This window comes from Alcanivorax sp. (genome assembly GCF_002733835.1).
Lineage (GTDB): Bacteria > Pseudomonadota > Gammaproteobacteria > Pseudomonadales > Alcanivoracaceae > Alcanivorax.
On record NZ_NVWY01000055.1, the window covers coordinates 1 to 20125 of the forward strand.

Annotated in this window: 17 protein-coding genes; 13 read left to right on the plus strand and 4 right to left on the minus strand. The window is 59.6% G+C overall.

Translation table 11 applies throughout. The features are described 5' to 3' along the window. Positions 1–157: 157 nt before the first annotated feature. The 3 genes from rpe to COA55_RS16400 form a co-directional block, all read right to left on the minus strand. Entirely contained in the window at positions 158–832 is a 675-nt protein-coding gene (rpe, locus tag COA55_RS16390; RefSeq protein ID WP_290503008.1) for a ribulose-phosphate 3-epimerase, read from the minus strand. A 103-nt stretch (positions 833–935) separates the two neighbouring features. After that, positions 936–1628: an N-acetylmuramate alpha-1-phosphate uridylyltransferase MurU gene (gene murU / locus COA55_RS16395; protein WP_290503009.1), complete on the minus strand. Its 693-nt coding sequence runs from the start codon at positions 1626–1628 to the stop codon at positions 936–938. Then, positions 1625–2629: a phosphotransferase gene (locus tag COA55_RS16400; protein WP_290503010.1), complete on the minus strand. Its 1005-nt coding sequence runs from the start codon at positions 2627–2629 to the stop codon at positions 1625–1627. The genes murU and COA55_RS16400 overlap by 4 nt, the downstream gene beginning before the upstream one ends. Positions 2630–2718: 89 nt before the next feature. On the opposite strand from COA55_RS16400, the gene COA55_RS16405 reads away from it, so the two are divergent. The 9 genes from COA55_RS16405 (at position 2719) to COA55_RS16445 (ending at position 14966) form a co-directional block, all read left to right on the plus strand. Continuing rightward, positions 2719–4998 carry an LPS-assembly protein LptD gene (locus COA55_RS16405; RefSeq protein WP_290503011.1) on the plus strand — a complete coding sequence of 760 codons (2280 nt, stop codon included), beginning with the start codon at positions 2719–2721 and terminating at the stop codon, positions 4996–4998. Then, positions 4991–6319: a peptidylprolyl isomerase gene (locus COA55_RS16410; RefSeq protein ID WP_290503012.1), complete on the plus strand. Its 1329-nt coding sequence runs from the start codon at positions 4991–4993 to the stop codon at positions 6317–6319. Before COA55_RS16405 ends, COA55_RS16410 begins: the two co-directional genes overlap by 8 nt. Before the next feature lie 182 nt (positions 6320–6501). Continuing rightward, positions 6502–7509, plus strand: coding sequence for a 4-hydroxythreonine-4-phosphate dehydrogenase PdxA (gene pdxA, locus COA55_RS16415; protein ID WP_290503013.1), 1008 nt, complete (start codon positions 6502–6504; stop codon positions 7507–7509). A gap of 69 nt (positions 7510–7578) precedes the next feature. Next, positions 7579–8391 carry a 16S rRNA (adenine(1518)-N(6)/adenine(1519)-N(6))-dimethyltransferase RsmA gene (gene rsmA, locus COA55_RS16420; protein WP_063519737.1) on the plus strand — a complete coding sequence of 271 codons (813 nt, stop codon included), beginning with the start codon at positions 7579–7581 and terminating at the stop codon, positions 8389–8391. Next, positions 8388–8804 (plus strand): Co2+/Mg2+ efflux protein ApaG, encoded by a 417-nt coding sequence (gene apaG / locus COA55_RS16425; protein ID WP_063519736.1) that lies wholly within the window; start codon positions 8388–8390, stop codon positions 8802–8804. Before rsmA ends, apaG begins: the two co-directional genes overlap by 4 nt. Positions 8805–8930: 126 nt before the next feature. Beyond that, entirely contained in the window at positions 8931–9737 is an 807-nt protein-coding gene (locus COA55_RS16430; RefSeq protein ID WP_290503014.1) for a symmetrical bis(5'-nucleosyl)-tetraphosphatase, read from the plus strand. Positions 9738–10075: 338 nt separating this feature from the next. Continuing rightward, positions 10076–11998, plus strand: coding sequence for a PrkA family serine protein kinase (locus tag COA55_RS16435; RefSeq protein ID WP_290503015.1), 1923 nt, complete (start codon positions 10076–10078; stop codon positions 11996–11998). 179 nt (positions 11999–12177) lie between these two features. After that, positions 12178–13458 (plus strand): YeaH/YhbH family protein, encoded by a 1281-nt coding sequence (locus tag COA55_RS16440; RefSeq protein ID WP_290503016.1) that lies wholly within the window; start codon positions 12178–12180, stop codon positions 13456–13458. 2 nt (positions 13459–13460) lie between these two features. Continuing rightward, positions 13461–14966 carry a SpoVR family protein gene (locus COA55_RS16445; RefSeq protein WP_290503017.1) on the plus strand — a complete coding sequence of 502 codons (1506 nt, stop codon included), beginning with the start codon at positions 13461–13463 and terminating at the stop codon, positions 14964–14966. Between the two features lie 17 nt (positions 14967–14983). Here COA55_RS16445 and COA55_RS16450 read toward each other — a convergent pair whose 3' ends face one another. Further along, positions 14984–15928 carry an EamA family transporter gene (locus tag COA55_RS16450; RefSeq protein ID WP_290503018.1) on the minus strand — a complete coding sequence of 315 codons (945 nt, stop codon included), beginning with the start codon at positions 15926–15928 and terminating at the stop codon, positions 14984–14986. 685 nt (positions 15929–16613) lie between these two features. On the opposite strand from COA55_RS16450, the gene COA55_RS16455 reads away from it, so the two are divergent. Genes COA55_RS16455 through COA55_RS16470 form a run of 4 tightly spaced genes read left to right on the plus strand, consistent with a single transcriptional unit; the run spans position 16614 to position 19966 of the window. Continuing rightward, a complete protein-coding gene (locus COA55_RS16455) occupies positions 16614–17864 on the plus strand; it encodes a multifunctional CCA addition/repair protein (RefSeq protein WP_290503019.1) in 1251 nt (416 codons plus the stop codon). Beyond that, a complete protein-coding gene (locus COA55_RS16460) occupies positions 17843–18580 on the plus strand; it encodes a pteridine reductase (protein WP_290503020.1) in 738 nt (245 codons plus the stop codon). The genes COA55_RS16455 and COA55_RS16460 overlap by 22 nt, the downstream gene beginning before the upstream one ends. A gap of 34 nt (positions 18581–18614) precedes the next feature. Further along, positions 18615–19052, plus strand: coding sequence for a DUF4124 domain-containing protein (locus tag COA55_RS16465; RefSeq protein WP_290503021.1), 438 nt, complete (start codon positions 18615–18617; stop codon positions 19050–19052). Beyond that, positions 19040–19966 carry a DUF4124 domain-containing protein gene (locus tag COA55_RS16470; protein ID WP_290503022.1) on the plus strand — a complete coding sequence of 309 codons (927 nt, stop codon included), beginning with the start codon at positions 19040–19042 and terminating at the stop codon, positions 19964–19966. The genes COA55_RS16465 and COA55_RS16470 overlap by 13 nt, the downstream gene beginning before the upstream one ends. The last annotated feature ends 159 nt before the right edge of the window (positions 19967–20125 follow it).

Below are 20125 nucleotides of genomic sequence, written 5' to 3' on the forward strand. Positions count from 1 at the left end.
TCGTTCGTATCGCCTTCGCGCTCATGAAAAATGGCACCGACTATCAGCCGGCCCCTGCCTCATGAAGACTGGGGTGGACAACATAGAATCTCCTACATCGCCAGTGCCAGCGGCGAGGAGCATTTCGTTTCCCATCCAGGAGAGCGCTGGGTGTCGCTTACGCCTGGGCCAGCTCTTCGCGCATTTGTTGGATGACGGTGGCGTAGTCGTCTTTGCCGAAGATGGCGGAGCCGGCCACGAAGGTGTCGGCGCCGGCGGCGGCGACTTCACGGATATTCTTTTCGGAGACGCCGCCATCCACTTCCAGGCGGATATCATAGCCGCTGGCGTCGATCAGCTGGCGCACGGCACGGGTCTTGTCCAGGGTGGAAGGAATGAATTTCTGGCCGCCGTAGCCCGGGTTCACGCTCATCAGCAGGATCATGTCCAGCTTGTCCATCACGTATTCCAGGCAGTCGGGGCGAGTGGCCGGGTTGAGCACCAGGCCGGCCTTGCAGCCGTAGCTCTTGATCAGCTGCAGGGAGCGGTCCACGTGCTGGCTGGCTTCCGGGTGGAAGGTGATATAGCTGGCGCCGGCTTCGGCGAACATGCTGATCAGTTCATCCACCGGGCTGACCATCAAGTGCACGTCGATGGGGGCGGTGATGCCATGGTCGCGCAGGGCCTTGCAGACCATGGGGCCGATGGTCAGGTTGGGCACGTAATGGTTGTCCATCACGTCGAAATGGATCACGTCCGCCCCGGCGGCCAGTACGTTGTCGCACTCTTCGCCAAGACGGGCAAAGTTGGCGGCAAGGATGGAGGGGGCGATCAGATAGTCCTGCTTGGGCATGGGGCATCCTCATAAAAACAGTTGCGAGTGGCGAGTTTCGAGTTGCGAAAAGCAAGATCCAAGGCTGTGGTTTGTCCTTTCGATACTCGCTTCTCGAAACTCGTCACTCTCCCGGAATGGCTTCTGTCATTCCGGCGCTATTCAACAATCGATCCAGTTCGTCCAGGCGTTCCGGGGTGCCGATGTCCCACCATTGGCCACGGTGGTGTTCACCGCTGGCGGCATCTTCCGCCATGGCCGCCCGCAATAGCGGCGCCAGTTTCGCTTCGCCGTCGGGCAGGCTGGCAAACACGGCGGGATCAAAGCGGCCAATCCCTGCGTAGGTGAGCCTGGGCTCGGCATTATCGCGCAACCGACCGGCGTCTGTCAGATGAAAATCCCCTTGCGGGTGGTGTGCCGGGTTATCCACCAGCACCAGATGCACCGGGTCCGGGTGGTCCTCCACCAGCCGGGACAGGTCAAAATCGGTCCAGATATCGCCGTTGACCAGCGCAAAGGGCTGATCACCCAGCAACGGCAGCGCGCGCTTGATGCCCCCGGCGGTTTCCAGCGGCGTGCCTTCGTGGGAGTAAACGATGGGAATGCCGTAGCGAGCGCCGTCGCCCAGTGTGGCGGCCAGGGTTTCCCCCAACCAGCCGGTGTTGATCACCAGGGACTCGATGCCGGCATCACGCAGGGCCTCGATGTGGTATTCGATGAGAGCCTTACCACCGGCCTGCAATAACGGTTTGGGGGTGTGGTCGGTGAGTGGCCGCATGCGCTTGCCGTAGCCGGCGGCCAGAATCATCGCCTTCACTCGTTATCCTCGATCTGGTCCAACACCCATTGCAGGTCCACCAGCTCCGGGCGACGGGCGATGACCGTGCGCAGGTAGGCAAAGAAACGGGGCACATCGCCCAGGTACTTGGGCTTGCCATCGCGATGACAGATACGCGCAAAAATACCGATCACCTTGAGATGGCGCTGGGCGCCCATCAAATCGCAATCGCGCAGGAAGTCCTCAAAGGACGCCGGTACCGGCAAGCCTGCCGCCCTGGCCTTGTCGAAATATTCGCGCAGCCAGCTAAGCACCCGCTCTTCCGGCCAGCTCAGGAAGGCATCCTTGAACAGACTGATCACGTCATAGCTGATCGGCCCGGCCACCGCATCCTGGAAGTCGATCACCCCGGGATTCGGCTCAGACACCATCAAATTGCGCGGCATATAGTCGCGGTGCACAAACACCTGGGGCTGCGCCAGGGCAGAGCGAATCAGCACGTCGAACACCCGGTCCAGCCGCTGGCGCAGTTCCCCGGTCACCACCTTTTCGCGGTGGCGGAACAGGTACCACTGCGGAAACAGTTCCAGCTCCCGCTGCAACAACGCTTCGTCGTACTGCGGCAAGCCGGTGGTATCGGTATGCAATTGCTGGGTAATCAGGGCATCGATGGCAGCGCTGTACCAGTCGTTGGCATTGGCTTCGGTCAGGGCGGTCAGCCAGGTCTGCGTGCCCATATCACTGAGCAGCAAAAAGCCCTGCAGCAAATCCTGATGAACAATGGCCGGCACGTGCAGGCCGGCCTGTTTCAGGCGCTCGGCAATATCCACGAAGGGGCGACAATCTTCCTGTTCCGGCGGGGCATCCATGGCTACCAGGCTAGTATCGCCGTGAAAATAACGGAAATAGCGGCGGAAGCTGGCGTCCGCTGACGCAGGTTCACCGGCCACAGGCTCACCAAGGTAAGCGCTTACCCACTGGTCAAGAGCGTGCTTTCTCGGGTCCGGGCTTGCTTCAGATTTACTTTTATCAGGCTGCATTGCCTTCCTTGTTCGATTACACTGCCGCTTTTGGTGGACGGAAAGCCCGCCCGCCATAAAGCGGCCTTTTTACCTGTTCTGAGCAGCTGATGCCACTGCCCATACCACGATTATTGATTCCTGCCCTGCTGCTTGCCTCAGGGGCCAGCCTTGCGGAAAACGACCTGAACTGGGTTGACCGCGAAGAGATGGCCACGTTCCCTGCCGTGCAGCAGCGCCCGATACCCGAGTGGTGCGGTGGCATCTACTATAACCCCAGTATCGGCACCCCCGTAGCGGGCAGCGATACCGTGGTGACCGCCGATCACTCCACGCTTACCCAGGACGGCTTGATTAAACTGGATGGCGATGTGTTGATTGAACAGCCCGGCCGTCGTATTACCACCGACATTGCCGAGCTCGATCAAGCCACCGGCAAGTTCGAGCTGGAAAGTGGCATGCGCCTGGAAAGTGACCGCGCCACCTTTATTGCCGACAACATGAGCGGCCAGACCCGCCGCAAGGAAGGTAGCCTGCAAGGCGTGCGTTACTCCATGTTCGACAATGGCGCCCGCGGCAACGCCGATTATATCTTCCTGAACCAGAACACCACCACCATCACCAACGGCACCTATACCACCTGCGCCCCCGGTTCCAACGGCTGGGTGATGCAGGGCGACCGTATTTTTCTGGACCGGGACAAGGGCTGGGGTGAAGCCAACAACGTGGTGCTGAAGGTCAAGAGCATGCCGATTTTCTGGCTGCCCTGGATGACCTTCCCCATTGATGACCGGCGCAAGAGCGGCCTGCTGTTCCCGACCCTGTCCGTGGGTGACAGTGGCGGGCTGGATATCTCCCAGCCCATTTACCTGAACCTGCACCCGCAGTTCGACGCCACCATCGCCCCCCGCTATATCGACGGCCGGGGCAGCGGCGTGGACAGCGAATTCCGCTACCTGTCCCGCTGGGGCGAAGGCAGCCTCAGCTATGGCGTGCTGTTCAACGACCGCAAGTTCGACAACGAAAATCGCCAGGTGGGCCGCTGGACGCATAACGGCAACATCAACCGCTGGAGCCTGGAGACCGATTTCACCTATGTCTCCGATGACTTCTACTTCAAGGATCTGGATACCGGGCTGGAAATCAGCTCCCAGACCCACCTGCCCCGGCTGGCAGAAGCCCGCTACTACGGGCGCACCTGGCAGGTACTGGGCCGGCTGCAATCCTGGCAGACCATCGACCCGACCCTGGACGACGCCGACCTGCCCTACCGGCGCCTGCCCCAGCTGCAACTCACCGGCGACCCGACACTCTACGGCCCGGTAAAAGGGCTGTGGTTGTCCGACGTTACCGCCTTCGACCGCAGTGACTCCGACGACAGCGGCAAAGCCACCGGCCTGCGTGGCCACATGGCCCCGGCCCTGACCATGCGCCTGCAAAAACCCTGGGGGTATATAGAACCCCGCACCCGGCTGTACCACACCCAATACCAGCTCGATAACGTGGACGCCAATGCTGAAGACAGCCCGGACATGACCACCTGGGGCGCCAGCCTGGACTCCGGCCTGTTCTTCGAGCGCCCCGGCAACTGGTTCGGCTCTACCTATACCCAAACGCTGGAACCGCGCCTGTTCCTCAACAAGGTGGCCTACGAAGACCAGAGCGAACTCCCCAACTTCGATTCCGGCGAGCTGACCTTCTCCTACAATTCCCTATTCCGGGAAAACCGCTTCATCGGTTACGACCGTATTGGCGACGAAGAAAAATTGGCGGTAGGCCTGACCAGCCGCTTCCTGCATGATGGCACCGGCCGCGAGCAGCTACGCCTGCGCGTGGCCCAGGGCTTCTATTTTGAAGACCGCAAAGTGATTACCGACCGGGCCGTGGAAGACCCCACCGACGACCAGACCCCGGTTATCGGCGACGCCCGCTGGAACTTTGCACGCGATTGGTACCTCTACTCAGAAGCCCAGTGGGATACCGAAGAGAACAAGCGCGAACGGTCCAACTTCCAGATCGGCTATAACGACCGGGAGCGCCGCGTCGTCAACCTGGGCTATCACGACCGCCCGGCAGACGACATCCGCGAATCGGAAGTCAGCGCTATTTTGCCGGTTCACCGACACTGGCGGCTGGTTGGCCGCTGGATGTACGACCTGGACAACCAGCGCACACTGGAAACCATGGCCGGTGCCGAATACCGTAATTGCTGCTGGAAGCTGCGACTGCTCAGCCAGCGCGAGCTGGTGGATGACAACGGCGACGGCAACCTCGAGGCGGACAGCACCATCTGGTTCCAGATCCAGATGATCGGCCTGGGCGGCTTTGGCGGCCAGGTGGATTCCCTGCTGGAGCGCAGCATTCCGGGATACAGGAGACAGTATGATTGATAGAACGCAGCACGCTGCACGCCGCACGCTGCATGCCAGACACACCCTGCTTGGCCTACTGGCCATGGCCGTGCTGATGGTGCCGGCCTGGAGCCAGGCCAAGGTGCAGATGCTCGACCGCATTGTCGCCGTGGTTAACGACGGCGCCATCATGGCCAGCGAGCTGGATGAGCGGATCAACACCATCGCCCTGCAGTTTCAGGAAAAAGGCCAGCAGCTGCCGCCCCCGGCGGTGATGCGCGAGCAGGTGCTCGACCGCATGGTGCTGGAGCGCCTGCAGCTGCAACTGGCCGAACGGGCCGGCATCAAGGTCGACGACGCCAGCCTCAACCAGGCCCTGGCCGGCATCGCCCGCCAGAATGGCATGAGCCTGGAAGACTTTGCCACCGCCCTGCGCGAAGACGGCTACGACTGGCCCCAGTTCCGCGAACAGATTCGCGAAGACATGGTGATCTCCCGCCTGCAACAACGCAGCGTCGCCTCTCGCATTCAGGTAACCGACCGGGAAGTGGATCGCTTCCTGAACTCGGAAATGGGCAAACAGATGTTCCAGGAAGACTTCCACCTGGGCCACATCCTGGTCCGCGTACCGGCTGAAGCCAGCCCGGAGGACATCACCCAGGCCCGCAGCAAAGCCGAAAGCATCGTCAAAAAACTCAATGACGGTGGTAACTTCCAGCAACTGGCGGTGGCCGAATCCGATGGCCCCAAAGCGTTGGAAGGCGGCGATCTGGGCATGCGCCCGGCGGCCCAATGGCCCACCCTGTTTGCGGAAAATGCCATCGACCTGAATAAAGGCGAGATTTCCGAGCCACTGCGTTCCGGTGCGGGTTTCCATATTCTGAAGATGATCGACCGCAAGGGCGGCGCCGAAAAAGTGGTGACGCAATATCAGGTTCGCCATGTACTGATCAAAACCGACGCCCTGACCAGCGCCGAGCAAGCCCACAAGCAGGCGATACGGCTCCACGACGAAATCGCCGCTGGCAGCCGCCAGTTCAGCGAGACCGCCGCTGAATTCTCCGACGACCCGGGCAGCGCCCGCAATGGCGGTGAACTGGGCTGGGTCAACAAAGGCGAAATGGTCCCCGAATTCGAAGACATGATGCTCAACACCCCCGTGGGTGAGCTGTCCCCGGTGTTCGAAAGCCAGTTCGGCTGGCACTTCCTGCGCGTGGATGACGTGCGCGATGCGGACATGAGCGCCGAATTCCGCCGCATGCAGGCCACTCAAGCCCTGCAGAAACGCCGCTTTGAAGAAGAGTTGGAAACCTGGGTGCAGGAAAAACGCAGCGAATCCTATGTGGATATCCGGCTATGACGGAACGCCTGACGCCTAGCGCCGGATGCCTGACAACGCTTGGCAGTGCCAAAGCGCAACGCCATTCCTTCCAGCACAAGCTAGAGAGTCTAAAGGGTGAGGGTGCCCTCTACCGTTTGCGGGAGAGGGACAGGGAGAGGGCATTGGCGTCCGGGGCCCGGCCTCAGGCATTCTGCTAACCCATGTCTCTCGCGCCGCCATCACCTATCGCCATCACCTATGGTGATCCCGCAGGCATCGGGCCGGATCTGGTTCTCACCCTGCCTGACGCCTTTGCCGACGCCCCGCTGGTGGTTATCGGCGATCGCCAGGTGCTGAGCGATCGGGCGCAACAACTGGGCATAACCGTGCCACTGGGCGACTGGCAACCCGGCCAGCCACTCCCCGGGGGCTGCCTGCCGGTCTGGCATACGCCCGCCGGCGCCAGCGTCACCGCTGGCCAGCCGAACCCGGCCACCGCCAGCGGCACACTCACCATGCTCACCCGCGCCGCCCAGGGCTGCCTGGACGGCACCTTCTCGGCCATGGTCACCGCCCCGGTGGCCAAGAATGTGATTTGTGAGGGCGCCGACCCCACCTTCACCGGGCACACCGAGTTTCTCGCTGAACAGGCGGGGGTGGCGCAGGTGGTGATGATGCTCATCGCCCCGGCCCAAAAGCAGGATTTGCGGGTGGCCCTGGCCACCACTCACCTGCCCCTGAGTCAGGTACCGGCGGCGATTACCCCGGCGAGCCTGATACGCACCCTGACCATTGTCCGTGACGATCTGATCGGCAAATACCGGATTGCCGAGCCTCGCATCATGGTACTGGGGCTCAACCCCCATGCCGGCGAAGGCGGGCATCTGGGGCGCGAAGAACTGGATGTGATCATCCCCACGCTGGAACAGCTGCGCGCCCAGGGCATGGCCCTCACCGGCCCGCTACCCGCCGACACCGCCTTCCAGCCACATCTACTGGAACAGCACGATGCGGTACTGGCCATGTATCATGACCAGGGCTTGCCGGTGCTCAAATACGCCGGTTTTGGCGAAGCCATCAATATCACCCTGGGGTTGCCGTTCATACGCACCTCGGTGGACCATGGCACCGCCTTCGACCTGGCAGGCAGTGGCACCGCCAGCGCCGGCAGCCTGATCGCCGCCACGCGCCAGGCATTGGCGCTGGCCTCAGCGCAATCTGATGCCTGAGGCTGCGCTGATTGCGCATTGATAAAACACGGACAAGACACACCACCCGGCCCCGACCTGAGACCCGCTATGACAGAACACCGCACCCGCAAACGCTTTGGCCAGCACTTCCTGCACGACCGCAACCTGGTCGACCGCATGATCCGCACCCTGGGCCTGCAGGCGGGCGACACCCTGGTGGAAATCGGGCCGGGCCGGGGCGCCCTGACTTACCCCTTGCTGGAAGAGATCCCGCATTTGCATGTGGTCGAGCTGGACCGGGACCTGATCGCCCTGCTGCGCCAGGAAAACACCCCCGACCGGCTGACCATTCACGAAAGCGACGCCCTGCGATTTGATTTCCGCACCCTGAAACCGGCGGACAAGCCCCTGCGGGTGATCGGCAACCTGCCTTACAACATCTCCACCCCGCTGATCTTTCACCTGCTGGCCCAGGCCGACGCCATCAGCGATATGACCTTCATGCTGCAAAAGGAAGTTGTCGAACGGCTCACCGCCAGCCCCGGCACCCGCGACTGGGGGCGGCTGTCGATCATGGTCCAGTATCACTGTCAGGCGGATTACCTGTTCTTTGTCCCCCCGGAGGCATTCAGCCCTCCTCCCCGGGTGGACTCCGCCGTGGTCCGGCTGATCCCCCACGCCAGCCCGCCGCATCCGGCGGATGACGAAGACCACCTGCGCAAACTGGTGGCCCAGGCCTTCACACAGCGGCGCAAGGCTATCCGTAATGGGTTAAAATCCTGGGTTAGCGCCGAGCAATTCGAAGCGCTTGGCATTGATGCCGGCCTGCGACCGGACCAGCTGTCCGTGGCCGATTATGTGGCACTGGCGAACATCAGCCGCCCGAACGCCGACGAAGACAAGGGAGAAAGCACGCCATGAGCGTCACCGAACAAGGCAACAGCGATACCGCCAACGGCGACTCCCGCCACGACATCCGCGTATCCGTGGAAACCGAATTCCTGCCAGACCAGAGCGACGCAGAAAGCGATCGCTGGGTCTTTGCCTACCACATCAGCATCCACAATCAGGGCGCCGTCAGCGCCCGCCTGCTCACCCGCCACTGGGTGATCACCGATGGTGACGAGCGCGTACAGGAAGTCCACGGCGAAGGCGTCATCGGCGAGCAGCCCCATATCGCCCCCGGCCAGACCTTCCGCTACACCAGCGGCGCCATCCTGGAAACCGAAGTGGGCAGCATGCGTGGCAGTTACCAGATGATTGGCGAAGATGGCATCCACTTTGACGCACAAATCCCCGCCTTCACCCTTGCGGTACCGCATGCGTTGCATTGATTACGCAGGATGCCCAAGGCCTGACGCCCGACGCATGGCCGTTCCGGCCATCATTTTTCAAACCCGCCACAGCGGGAGCGTCAGGCATCAGGCATCCTGCGTCCGGCTTATCACCGGAGGCGCCTTGTGAGCGACTACGCCATTGGTGACCTGCAGGGCTGTCTGGGCGCGTTTGACTGTCTGCTGGGGAAAATCGGCTTCAACGCCGACCGTGACCGCCTGTTTCTGGCCGGGGATCTGGTCAATCGGGGGCCGGACTCGCTGGGCACCCTGCGCCGCGTCCACGCCCTGCGTGACAACGTGCATACCGTGCTGGGCAACCACGACCTGCATCTGCTGGCGGTGGCCAACGGCACCACCCACAGCAAACGCAAGGACACCCTCAGCGAGATCCTCGACGCACCGGATCGCGCCGAACTGCTGGGTTGGCTGCAACAGCAAGCGCTGTTGATTCCCCTGCCGGAACACAATGCGGTGATGACCCACGCCGGCATCCCGCCATTGTGGTCACTGGAGCAGGCCAGCCAGCGGGCGGCGGAGGTGGAAACGGTGCTCCGCAGCGACGCCGCCGACGCCTTCTTCACCCATATGTACGGCAACACCCCCGCCGGCTGGGACGAACAACTCAGCGGCACGGACCGCTGGCGGGTGATCACCAACCACTTCACCCGCATGCGCTTCGTGGATCAGGCCGGCAAGCTGGACCTGACCAGCAAAGGCGAGCCCGACCAGCCCCCCGCCGGGTTCATGCCCTGGTTCCTGCACCCCCGCCGGGTGCTCACCGACACCCGCATCCTGTTCGGTCACTGGGCTGCCCTGGAAGGCCACAGCGGAGTCGACAAGGTCGACGCACTGGATACCGGCTGCGTCTGGGGTGGCACTTTGACAGCATTGCGCCTGGACGATCAGGTACGCATCCAGTGCGACTGCTAATCCGTCGTTAAGCACCACGAGTCGTTTCTCTCTACCATCTGTCTGCCATCTGCGGGCGACCTTATACCTGCGGGAAAACCTGCCCCTGCGACCCGGCAATACGCCTGGTCAACGTTACCGACACCTCGTCATTTTTTTAAAAAAAGTTGCCCGCTTTTCTTTGACTTGTTCCGCCGTTTGGTTCCATGCTAAAGCCAAGACATGCGTTCAGGCGGCAATGACGCGCAGCCCGTTTCACCCTTTCTTAACGCCATAGCCGACTGACTTTTATCGATAAAGGAAAAACCCTTCATGTAGTTTTGTTGTGACAATGTGCGTTCCGCCAGGAGGAAGCAGGCATGAGTATAATCAGCCACTACCAGGCCCGGTTTGATGCGACCCAGCAAGAAGAAATGTCGCTGGAAGAGTACCTGGAACTGTGCAAGAACGACCCCAGCGCTTACGCCACTGCCGCTGAGCGCATGCTGATGGCCATCGGCGAACCGGAAATGGTCGATACCGCCCAGGACCCGCGCCTGTCACGCATCTTCTCCAACAAGATTATCCGCCGCTACCCCGCCTTCGACGAGTTCTACGGACTCGAAGACGTCATCGAAAACATCGTCAGCTACTACCGGCACGCCGCCCAGGGGCTGGAAGAAAAGAAACAAATTCTTTATCTGCTTGGGCCGGTGGGTGGCGGCAAATCCTCCCTGGCCGAAAAGCTCAAGGCGCTGATGCAGAAAGTGCCCTTCTATGCCCTCAAAGGCTCCCCGGTAAACGACTCGCCACTGACATTATTCAACCCGGAAGAAGATGGCCCCATCCTCGAAGAGGAATACGGTATTCCCCGCCGTTATATCCGCACCATCATGTCCCCCTGGGCGGTCAAGCGTTTGCATGAATTCGGCGGCGACCTGAGCCAGTTTCGCGTGGTAAAACGCTACCCCTCCATTCTCGACCAGATCGCGGTGGCCAAAACCGAACCCGGTGATGAAAACAACCAGGACATTTCCGCCCTGGTGGGCAAGGTGGATATTCGCAAGCTGGAAGACTTCTCCCAGGATGATCCGGACGCCTACGCTTTTTCCGGGGGGCTGTGCCGGGCCAACCAGGGCCTGCTTGAGTTCGTGGAAATGTTCAAGGCACCGATCAAGGTGTTGCACCCACTACTGACGGCCACCCAGGAAGGAAACTACAACGGCACCGAGCACATGGGCGCCATCCCTTTCGATGGCATGGTGTTGGCGCATTCCAACGAAGCCGAGTGGCATAGCTTCCGCAACAACAAGAACAACGAAGCCTTTATCGACCGGGTCTATATCGTCAAGGTGCCCTATTGCCTGCGCGTCACCGAAGAGATGCAGATCTACGACAAACTGCTGCGCAATTCCAGCCTGCGCGATGCCCATTGCGCCCCGGATACCCTGCACATGCTTGCACAATTCTCCACACTTACCCGGCTGAAAGAACCGGAGAACTCCAGCATTTATTCAAAGATGCGCGTTTATGACGGCGAGAACCTGAAAGACGTGGACCCCCACGCCAAATCCATGCAGGAGTACCGCGACATGGCCGGCGTGGATGAGGGCATGGCCGGGCTCTCCACCCGTTTTGCTTTCAAGATTCTCTCCAAGGTATTCAACTACGACCACTCGGAGGTAGCGGCCAACCCGGTGCACCTGATTCATGTGCTCGAGCAGCGCATTGAGCAGGAACAGTTCCCGCAGGAAAAATCAGAACAATACCGTCGCTTTATCAAGGAATACCTGGTGCCGCGCTACGTAGAGTTCATCGGCAAGGAAATCCAGACTGCTTATCTCGAATCTTATTCCGAGTATGGCCAGAACATTTTCGACCGCTACGTCATCTATGCAGACTTCTGGATTCAGGATCAGGAGTTCCGCGACCCGGATACCGGTGAAATATTCGACCGCCAGGCGCTCAATGAAGACCTGGAAAAAATCGAAAAACCGGCCGGCATCTCCAACCCCAAGGACTTCCGCAACGAAGTGGTCAACTTCGTCCTTCGTGCCCGCGCCAACAACCACGGCAAGAACCCCAGCTGGCTCAGCTACCAGAAACTGCGCGATGTGATCGAGAAGAAAATGTTCTCCAACACCGAAGACCTGCTGCCCGTCATTTCCTTTAACGCCAAAGGCAGCGAGGACGACCAGCGTAAACACAATAACTTCGTGCAACGCATGGTCTCCCGCGGCTACACAGAGAAACAGGTTCGCCTGCTTTCCGAGTGGTACCTGCGGGTGCGTAAGGCGCAATAGCAACAGGAGACGCAGCATGCTTCACGTAACACGCAACAACACGACATAACGGTTTTAGCGTTACGCATTGCTCTCTCTACGCCTTGGCGCGATCGCGGAGACAACGTCAAAAAACGCCCAAGTCCCACCCACGTTGTTGCGTCAAGCGTGTCGCCTGAAGCTGCTTCTGGAGGAAGCCCATGAGCTACATCATTGATCGCCGCCTGAACGACAAACGCAAAAGCACCGTTAACCGGCAGCGCTTCCTGCGCCGCTATCGTTCGCACATTCGCGATGCCGTCAACGATGCGGTCAGCCGCCGTTCCATCAAGGACATGGAGCAAGGCGAGCGGATAAGCATTCCCCGCAAGGACCTGTCCGAACCCATTTTCCATCACGGCCCCGGCGGGCAACGCAGCATCGTCCACCCGGGCAACCAGGAATTTCATCAGGGAGACCGCATTCGCCGCCCGGACGGTGGCGGCGGAGGCGGGCCCGGCGAGGGCCAGGCCAGTGATCAGGGCGAGGGCAACGACGAATTCGCCTTCGAAATCGACAAACAGGAGTTCCTGAATTTCCTGTTTGAAGACCTGGAGCTGCCCAATTTGCTCAAGCGTCATCTGGAAGGTGCACAGATCTTTCAACATCGTCACGGCGGCATCGTCAGCCAGGGCATGCCCGCCAAGATCAATATTGTCCGCTCCATGCGCCAGGCCTCCATGCGCCGCCGCGCCCTCACCGCCGCCACGCGCAAAAAAATACGCACCCTGAAAGCCGAGCGGGATGCACTGCTGGAACAGGATCAGTCGCCACAACGGCAAGCACGCTTGCAGGAGCTGGATGAACAGATCGCCCGGCTGGAACGCCGGGTAGAACGCATTCCCTTTCTGGACACGGTGGACCTGCGCTACAACCATCATGTCAAAGTCCCGGTGCCGGTCAGCCGGGCGGTCATGTTCTGCATCATGGATGTGTCCGGCTCCATGAATCAGGACATGAAAGACCTGGCCAAACGCTTCTTTCTGCTTCTCTACCTGTTTCTTGAGCGAAACTACGAGCACATCGAGGTGGTCTTTATTCGCCACCACACCAGTGCCAAGGAAGTGAACGAGGAGGAGTTTTTCTACTCCCGGGAAACCGGCGGCACCATCGTATCCAGCGCCTTGAAACTGACCCGCGATATCATTAATGAACGCTATCCGGTTGACCAATGGAACCTGTATGCCGCCCAGGCCTCCGACGGTGATAACTGGAACGATGACTCTCCCGCCTGCGCCAAACTGATCGAAGACGAGCTGCTTCCCAAGCTGCAGTACTTTTCCTACGTCGAGGTCATGCCACGGGCCCACCAGGCGCTCTGGGACCACTACCAGAACATTATGCAGCGGCACCCGTCTGCCTTTTCCATGGCCCAGATTGATGAGCCCGGGGAGATTTACCCGGTATTTCGCGAGCTGTTCAAAAAACGCATGGAGACCTGAACATGTTTCTTTCAGAGGGCTCTGACTGGGATTTTGAATTACTGGCCCGCTACGACGAAGCCATTGCGGACCTGGCCCATAACAAATACGGCCTAGACACCTACCCCAACCAGATCGAGGTCATTTCCTCTGAACAAATGATGGATGCCTATTCTTCCGTGGGCATGCCGGTAGGCTACAACCACTGGTCATTCGGCAAACAGTTCGTGGAAGTCGAGGGCCGTTACCGGCGCGGGCATATGGGCCTGGCCTATGAAATCGTAATCAACTCCGACCCCTGCATTGCCTACCTGATGGAAGAAAACAACATCACCATGCAGGCGCTGGTCATCGCCCATGCCAGCTATGGGCATAATTCATTCTTCAAGAACAACTATCTTTTCAAAACCTGGACGGATGCCTCGTCCATCATTGATTACCTGGTGTTCGCCCGAAACTATATTGCGGACTGCGAGCAACGCCATGGCGTCAAGGCCGTGGAGGAAACCCTGGATTCCTGCCATGCACTGATGAACTACGGGGTGGACCGCTACAAGCGCCCTTCGCCCATTTCCGCCGTGGAGGAAAAACGCCGGCAACGGGAACGGGAAGCGTCACTACAGAAACAGATCTCAGAACTCTGGCGCACTTTTCCGCAGTTACAGCCTGCCGTTCAATTACGCGAGGAGCCCCCGCACTTTCCAGCGGAGCCCCAGGAAAACCTGCTCTACTTTCTTGAAAAAAACGCACCCTTACTGGCGCCCTGGCAGCGGGAAATTATCCGTATCGTGCGAAAGATGGCCCAATACTTTTACCCCCAGCGCCAGACCAAGGTAATGAACGAAGGCTGGGCCTGTCTGTGGCACTACACTTTGCTCAATGATCTGTACGACCAGGGAAAAGTCACTGACGGCTTCATGCTCGAATTTCTCCAGAACCATAGCCAGGTCATTTACCAACCGCCATTCACTGCGCCCTTCTACAGCGGCATGAACCCCTACGCCCTGGGCTTCAACATGTTCCAGGACATCCGCCGCATCTGCGAAACCCCGGACGATGAAGACCGGGAATGGTTCCCGGAAATTGCCGGCTCCGACTGGCTGAGCACGGTGAAATTCGCCATGGAAAGTTTCAAGGACGAGAGCTTTATTCAGCAGTTCCTGTCGCCACGCCTGATTCGCCACTTCAAGTTTTTCCAGATCGCCGACGATGACCGTAACGACTACGTGGAAGTGGGCGCCATTCATAACGAACAGGGTTACCGCAAGGTCCGTGATGCGCTGGCCGAGCAATACAACCTGAGCATTCAGGAACCCAACATCCAGGTGGTCAACGCCAATGTGCACGGCGACCGCACACTGACCTTACGCCACCAACGCAGCAGCGGCCGCCCCCTGGATGAGAACAGTGCCCAGGAGGTGCTACGCCATCTGCACCGTTTGTGGCAGTTCGAGGTCCGCCTGGAGAGTGTTGAGCACGGCAGCGTACTGAACGAATTCAGCATGCCACCGCCCACCGTTATTTCCTGATCCGGGCCAGGCAGACATCACGGCACCGGATCCGGGGTAGCGGCTGCCTCTGACTCTGCCATTTGCTTCAGCTGGCGGCGCACCTTGTGATCCCCCAGCAAGAAAAGCGACAACGCGAGCACAATCAATGCAGCGCCTGCCAGCACCAAAGCACCAAGGCTTTCGCCGTTGAACAGGCTACCCAGCGACAGCGCCAACACCGGTGTTATCAGCGTCACCAGCGCCACGGTGGCCGCAGGCAAGCGCGCCAGCACCTGGTAGTAGCAGTAAAAACCCAACAGCGAGCCAAACACCGCCAGATACAGGATGGCGGACAGGCCCCGATAGTCACCGCTAAAACTCAACGTCTGCCCGGTAATCAACATGCCGACGGCGTAGCAGGGTAACGACAACAGCAAGCCACCCACGGTTTGCTGCATGGGCTGCAGCCCGGCGGCCACACGTTGCACGGCGATGCCACTGCCGGCAAACAGGGTCACCGCGCTGAGCATCCACAGCAAACCGACGCCCCGGTCCCCCATGCCTTGCCCGGCAACCAGCACATGCAGGCTGTCATCAAATACCAATGCCAATCCGGCCAGGCCGATCAGGCAGGCACTCCAATGCCAGCGATTGAGCCGTACCCCACCCGGCAAGCCTTGCAGCATCAGCCCGGAAAGTAACGGCGCCAGGCCAAAAATCACCGAGATCAGCCCGGAAGGCAGGTGCGCCGCCGCCATATAACTACAGCCCATGGCTCCAAAAATACCCGGCAGGGACGCCAGATAGCTGAGCTGCGCCCGGCGATGCAGCGGCAACGGCTGGCGTTTCATCCACAACCAGCCCAGTCCCAGCAGCGCAGCGATGCCCATACGCACACCGGCTGCCGCCAGTGGCGCCATGGCCTCACCACTCCATTTAATCCCCAACGGCGTGGTTGCCCACACCGCCACCACGATCAAATACGCTGCCAGGGTTGGCATGTCGTTCTCCTAGGTTTGAGAGGAGCGAGTTGAAAGTTCAAAGTTGAAAGGCGCGATCAAGACAGGAGCCAACCGAACACCTCATTCACCGCGCCGCAAGCAAACGGCGAGTATTTCGCTCTATTAATCATGCAGCGCGGCGATAACGATCAATGAGTGACAAGGCCCTATTTCGCGCTTTTCAACTTTGAACTTTCAACTCGCAACTAAAACCGACCTGCAAACCCCCAAAACGAAAAAAGGCCGCGGGTCGGGGACGCTGCGGCCTTTTTTGATAACTGAAACTTTCAGTCACACAGCCGTCGTCCCTGCGCACGCCATTTGCGTGCACAGCGGTCGACGACCAGCATCAAAGAGTAAGGGGCTGAAGTCGGTGCATCCTCGCCTCTGTTGTGCCTGAAAGAGCGGCAATCTAGGCGCGAGGAGCGATGTTTGGCTTGCCCAAATGAGCGACGAGCAACAACGAGTGCCGCTCTTTCAGGCGCAACCCGAAGGGCTGGGCCCCTTTTTCCGTCTGACTGCGCTGGATGAGACTCACATAGCGAACTATGCCGCGCCTCATCCAGCGCAGTCAGACAAAAAAATGAACTCCAGCAGAGACGAGGATGCACCGTCTTCAGCCCCTTAGTTTCAGTACGATAGAAAGCATGCGACCATTCTGCTCAAGAACTCACAGGTAAACAAGATGAAAGTGTATCTGGTGGGCGGTGCGGTGCGGGATTCCCTGCTCGGCCTCCCCGTGACGGAAAAGGACTGGGTCGTGGTTGGTGCCACTCCGGAAGAAATGGAAGCCAACGGGTTTCGCCCCGTGGGCAAGGATTTCCCGGTATTCCTGCACCCCGACACCCAGGAAGAATACGCCCTGGCCCGCACCGAGCGAAAATCCGGCCATGGCTACGGTGGCTTCACCTTCCATGCCGCCAGCGACGTCTCCCTGGAAGAGGACCTGATTCGCCGCGACCTGACCATCAATGCCATGGCGCGCTCAGAAGGTGGCGAGGTGGTCGACCCTTTTCACGGCAAGGTCGATCTAAAAGCCCGCTTGCTACGGCATGTTTCCCCCGCTTTTGCCGAAGACCCGCTGCGGGTATTGCGCGTGGCACGATTCGCTGCCCGTTATTACTGGCTCGGATTCCGCGTCGCTGACGACACCCTGACACTGATGCGCCAGCTCAGTGACAGCGGCGAACTGGATTATCTGGTGGCGGAACGAGTCTGGAAAGAAACCAGCCGGGCCCTCATGGAACGCGATCCCCAGGTCTTTTTCCAGGTGCTGCATGCCTGTGGCGCGCTGGAAAAACTGTTCCCCGAATTGGCCGCATTGGATGGCGTTCCCCAACCGGAAGCCCACCACCCGGAAGTGGACACCCTGATGCACCAATGGCTGTGCCTGGAACAGGCCAGCCGACTGAACCTGCCGTTGACGGCCCGTTACGCTGTGCTTTGTCATGATCTGGGTAAGGGCAAAACGCCCGAGGAAGAATGGCCCCGGCATATCGCCCATGAAATTCGTAGCGCCCGGCTGGCGAAAACCGTATCAAAGCGCTGGCGCGTCCCCAAGGACGCCGCCACCCTGGCGGCCTTGGTGGCGGAATACCATACCCACTGCCACCGGGCCCTGGAGCTGAAACCCGCCACAGTCTGGAAGCTGCTGAAAACGCTGGACGTAATACGCCGACCGGAACGGGTGGAGGATTTTCTTCTCTCCTGCGAAGCCGATGCTCGCGGTCGTACCGGCTTGCAAGATCGCCCCTACCCCCAGGTGGATTACCTGCGTGGCGCGGCGCAGGCAGCCAGCAATATTGATGTTGCCGCACTGCGCCAGAGCGGTATCGAAGGACCGGCACTGGGCGAGGCCATTGAAAAAGCCCGCATTCATGCACTTTCCCACTATAAGAGCGAGTTTAAAAAAACATGGCAGACCCCGTCGCCCTGATTACCGGTAGCGCCCGGCGCATCGGCGCAAAAATCGTTCGCACCCTGCACGCCAATGGCATGCGGGTAATCATTCATTACCGCAACAGCGCACAAGAGGCTCACGCTCTGGCGGACAGCCTGAATAGCTCGCGCCCGGATAGCGCGGCGATTATTCAGGCTGATCTGGATAAGCCCGACCAGGTTAGGCAACTGGCCCATGATGCCCTGGCCTGCTTCGGTCGCATGGATCTGCTGGTCAACAATGCCTCCAGCTTCTACCCCACCCCCATTGATCAGGCCGACGACGCCGACTGGGACAAATTAATTCACAGCAACCTGCGCGCCCCCTTTATTCTCAGCCAGCAGCTGACGCCGGCCCTGCGCCAACAGCACGGCTGCATTATCAACATTGTCGATGTCTACGCAGAAAAACCGCTGCAAACCCACACCCTGTATTGCATGGCCAAGGCAGGACTTGCGATGATGACAAAAAGCCTGGCGCGGGAGCTAGGCCCGGAAATTCGCGTCAACGGCGTGTCACCGGGGCCAATCCTGTGGCCGGAGGCGGGGCAAATGAACCAGCAGGCCATTCAGGATGCCACCGCGCTCAAGCGCAGCGGCGAACCGGATGACATCGCCAACACGGTTTACTGGCTGGCCACAGCCGCGCCATTTATAACAGGTCAGATACTGGCCGTGGACGGGGGACGTTCACTGGCCTTGCAGGGAAGCTAAACCACACAACACGAGACGGATACTCGGGGGAATAATGAGATTAATCGGGGGAATAATTCTGTCGCTGACGGCCATGTCTGCCAGTGCAGAAATCTATCGCTGGAAAGACGCCAACGGAAATTGGCAATTCGGGGACAAGGCGCCAAAAGAGCAACATGACACTCTCGACGTGAAAGCTCCCCCCAAAATTGGTCAGGAGGATGCACGCGATATTCATGCCCGCACCCAGCGCCTGCTGGAAAGCCAGCGTACCCAGGCCCGGGAAAAAGCCCAGGCCGAAGAAGCCGCTCGAAGACAACACCAGGAACGTTTTGCCAAACCCTGCGCGGAAGCACAAGATCGCCTGAAAATGCTCAAAGGCCCTTTCGAATATATTGAAGAAGACGGCTCACGGCGCGGCGCAACGGCAGACGAAGTTGCCGCGGATGAGAAAAAAACCCGCAAATGGATTGATGAACATTGCGATTTCTAGCGCTTGCACTCACCCTCAGCCTCCTGCTCGGCGGAGCCGCCCGGGCAGAAATTTTCCAATGGCGTGACGCCAACGGCAAATTGCATTTTGGCGACCGCCCGCCGGAAGATGCCCAAACCCAGACCGTCACCCCGGATATCAGCCCGCAACTCAAAGAACTCGAAATCAACGTCAAACGTCAGGACTTCACCCTGTCCGGAGACTTGCAGCAACAAACGCTGGATAACATTAACCATATTTACCAGCGCTACCGCCGGGACTTCGGCCTGGACCTGCACGGCACTGCGGAAGTAAACCTCTACCTGATTGAAAAACAGGACGACTTTCAACAATGGATGGTTGACCGGATTGGCACCAGCAGCCGCCATTATGCCGGTGTCTTTATTCCTGCCACCAACGAAGTGGCGGTCTGGCAGTGGGCCGATAACGAACAGCAAGTTGCCCAGACAATTTTGCATGAATCCAGTCATGTGCTGCTTTACCAGTTATCCCCCCTGGCCCCGGTCTGGTTGCAAGAAGGCCTGGCACAGTATTTCCAGACCCTGGAAACGCAACCGGACGGCCGCCTGAAAATCAGCGCACTGGACGATGCCCAGCAGCGGGTACAAACCTGGATTGAACAGGAACGGCTGATCACCCTGCGCCAGTACCTTTCCATGGACGATGCGCAATGGCGAAAAATGGCCCACCAGCTAAACGCCATTCCCTATACGGTTGCCTGGGCCACTACCGCTTTTCTCATGTCCAAACCCGTGGGCCGCGCCACCCTGCGACAAATGCTTCAGGACCTGGAGAAAACCCACCAGCGCCCAACACTTCAGCGTATCGAGCACCTCTATCCGGGTGGTATTTCACGGCTGGAATACGACTTCTTTCGTTGGGCGCAAAGCGACATGGCACCGCATTGGTATTAAGGAACCTCTGAAAAACTCCTTGCGTACTCAGTCTTTCAGGCTGGTTCGCAATCTAGGCGTGCTTTTGAAGGTGTATGTCCATCCATCGAAAAAGCGCAACAACGAGTGCGGGCCAGCCTGAATGACCCGAAGGGCGTGGCCTGAAGCGCACATCTGCTG

What these genes read in the sequence shown, in the direction of transcription:
- pdxA (WP_290503013.1), top strand. Translation starts at nt 6,502, where the DNA reads ATGTCTCTCGCGCCGCCATCACCTATCGCCATCACCTATGGTGATCCC.
- COA55_RS16450 (WP_290503018.1), bottom strand. Translation starts at nt 15,928, where the DNA reads ATGCCAACCCTGGCAGCGTATTTGATCGTGGTGGCGGTGTGGGCAACC.
- rpe (WP_290503008.1), bottom strand. Translation starts at nt 832, where the DNA reads ATGCCCAAGCAGGACTATCTGATCGCCCCCTCCATCCTTGCCGCCAAC.
- apaG (WP_063519736.1), top strand. Translation starts at nt 8,388, where the DNA reads ATGAGCGTCACCGAACAAGGCAACAGCGATACCGCCAACGGCGACTCC.
- COA55_RS16410 (WP_290503012.1), top strand. Translation starts at nt 4,991, where the DNA reads ATGATTGATAGAACGCAGCACGCTGCACGCCGCACGCTGCATGCCAGA.
- COA55_RS16435 (WP_290503015.1), top strand. Translation starts at nt 10,076, where the DNA reads ATGAGTATAATCAGCCACTACCAGGCCCGGTTTGATGCGACCCAGCAA.
- COA55_RS16400 (WP_290503010.1), bottom strand. Translation starts at nt 2,629, where the DNA reads ATGCAGCCTGATAAAAGTAAATCTGAAGCAAGCCCGGACCCGAGAAAG.
- COA55_RS16460 (WP_290503020.1), top strand. Translation starts at nt 17,843, where the DNA reads ATGGCAGACCCCGTCGCCCTGATTACCGGTAGCGCCCGGCGCATCGGC.
- COA55_RS16440 (WP_290503016.1), top strand. Translation starts at nt 12,178, where the DNA reads ATGAGCTACATCATTGATCGCCGCCTGAACGACAAACGCAAAAGCACC.
- COA55_RS16405 (WP_290503011.1), top strand. Translation starts at nt 2,719, where the DNA reads ATGCCACTGCCCATACCACGATTATTGATTCCTGCCCTGCTGCTTGCC.
- rsmA (WP_063519737.1), top strand. Translation starts at nt 7,579, where the DNA reads ATGACAGAACACCGCACCCGCAAACGCTTTGGCCAGCACTTCCTGCAC.
- COA55_RS16445 (WP_290503017.1), top strand. Translation starts at nt 13,461, where the DNA reads ATGTTTCTTTCAGAGGGCTCTGACTGGGATTTTGAATTACTGGCCCGC.
- COA55_RS16455 (WP_290503019.1), top strand. Translation starts at nt 16,614, where the DNA reads ATGAAAGTGTATCTGGTGGGCGGTGCGGTGCGGGATTCCCTGCTCGGC.
- COA55_RS16465 (WP_290503021.1), top strand. Translation starts at nt 18,615, where the DNA reads ATGAGATTAATCGGGGGAATAATTCTGTCGCTGACGGCCATGTCTGCC.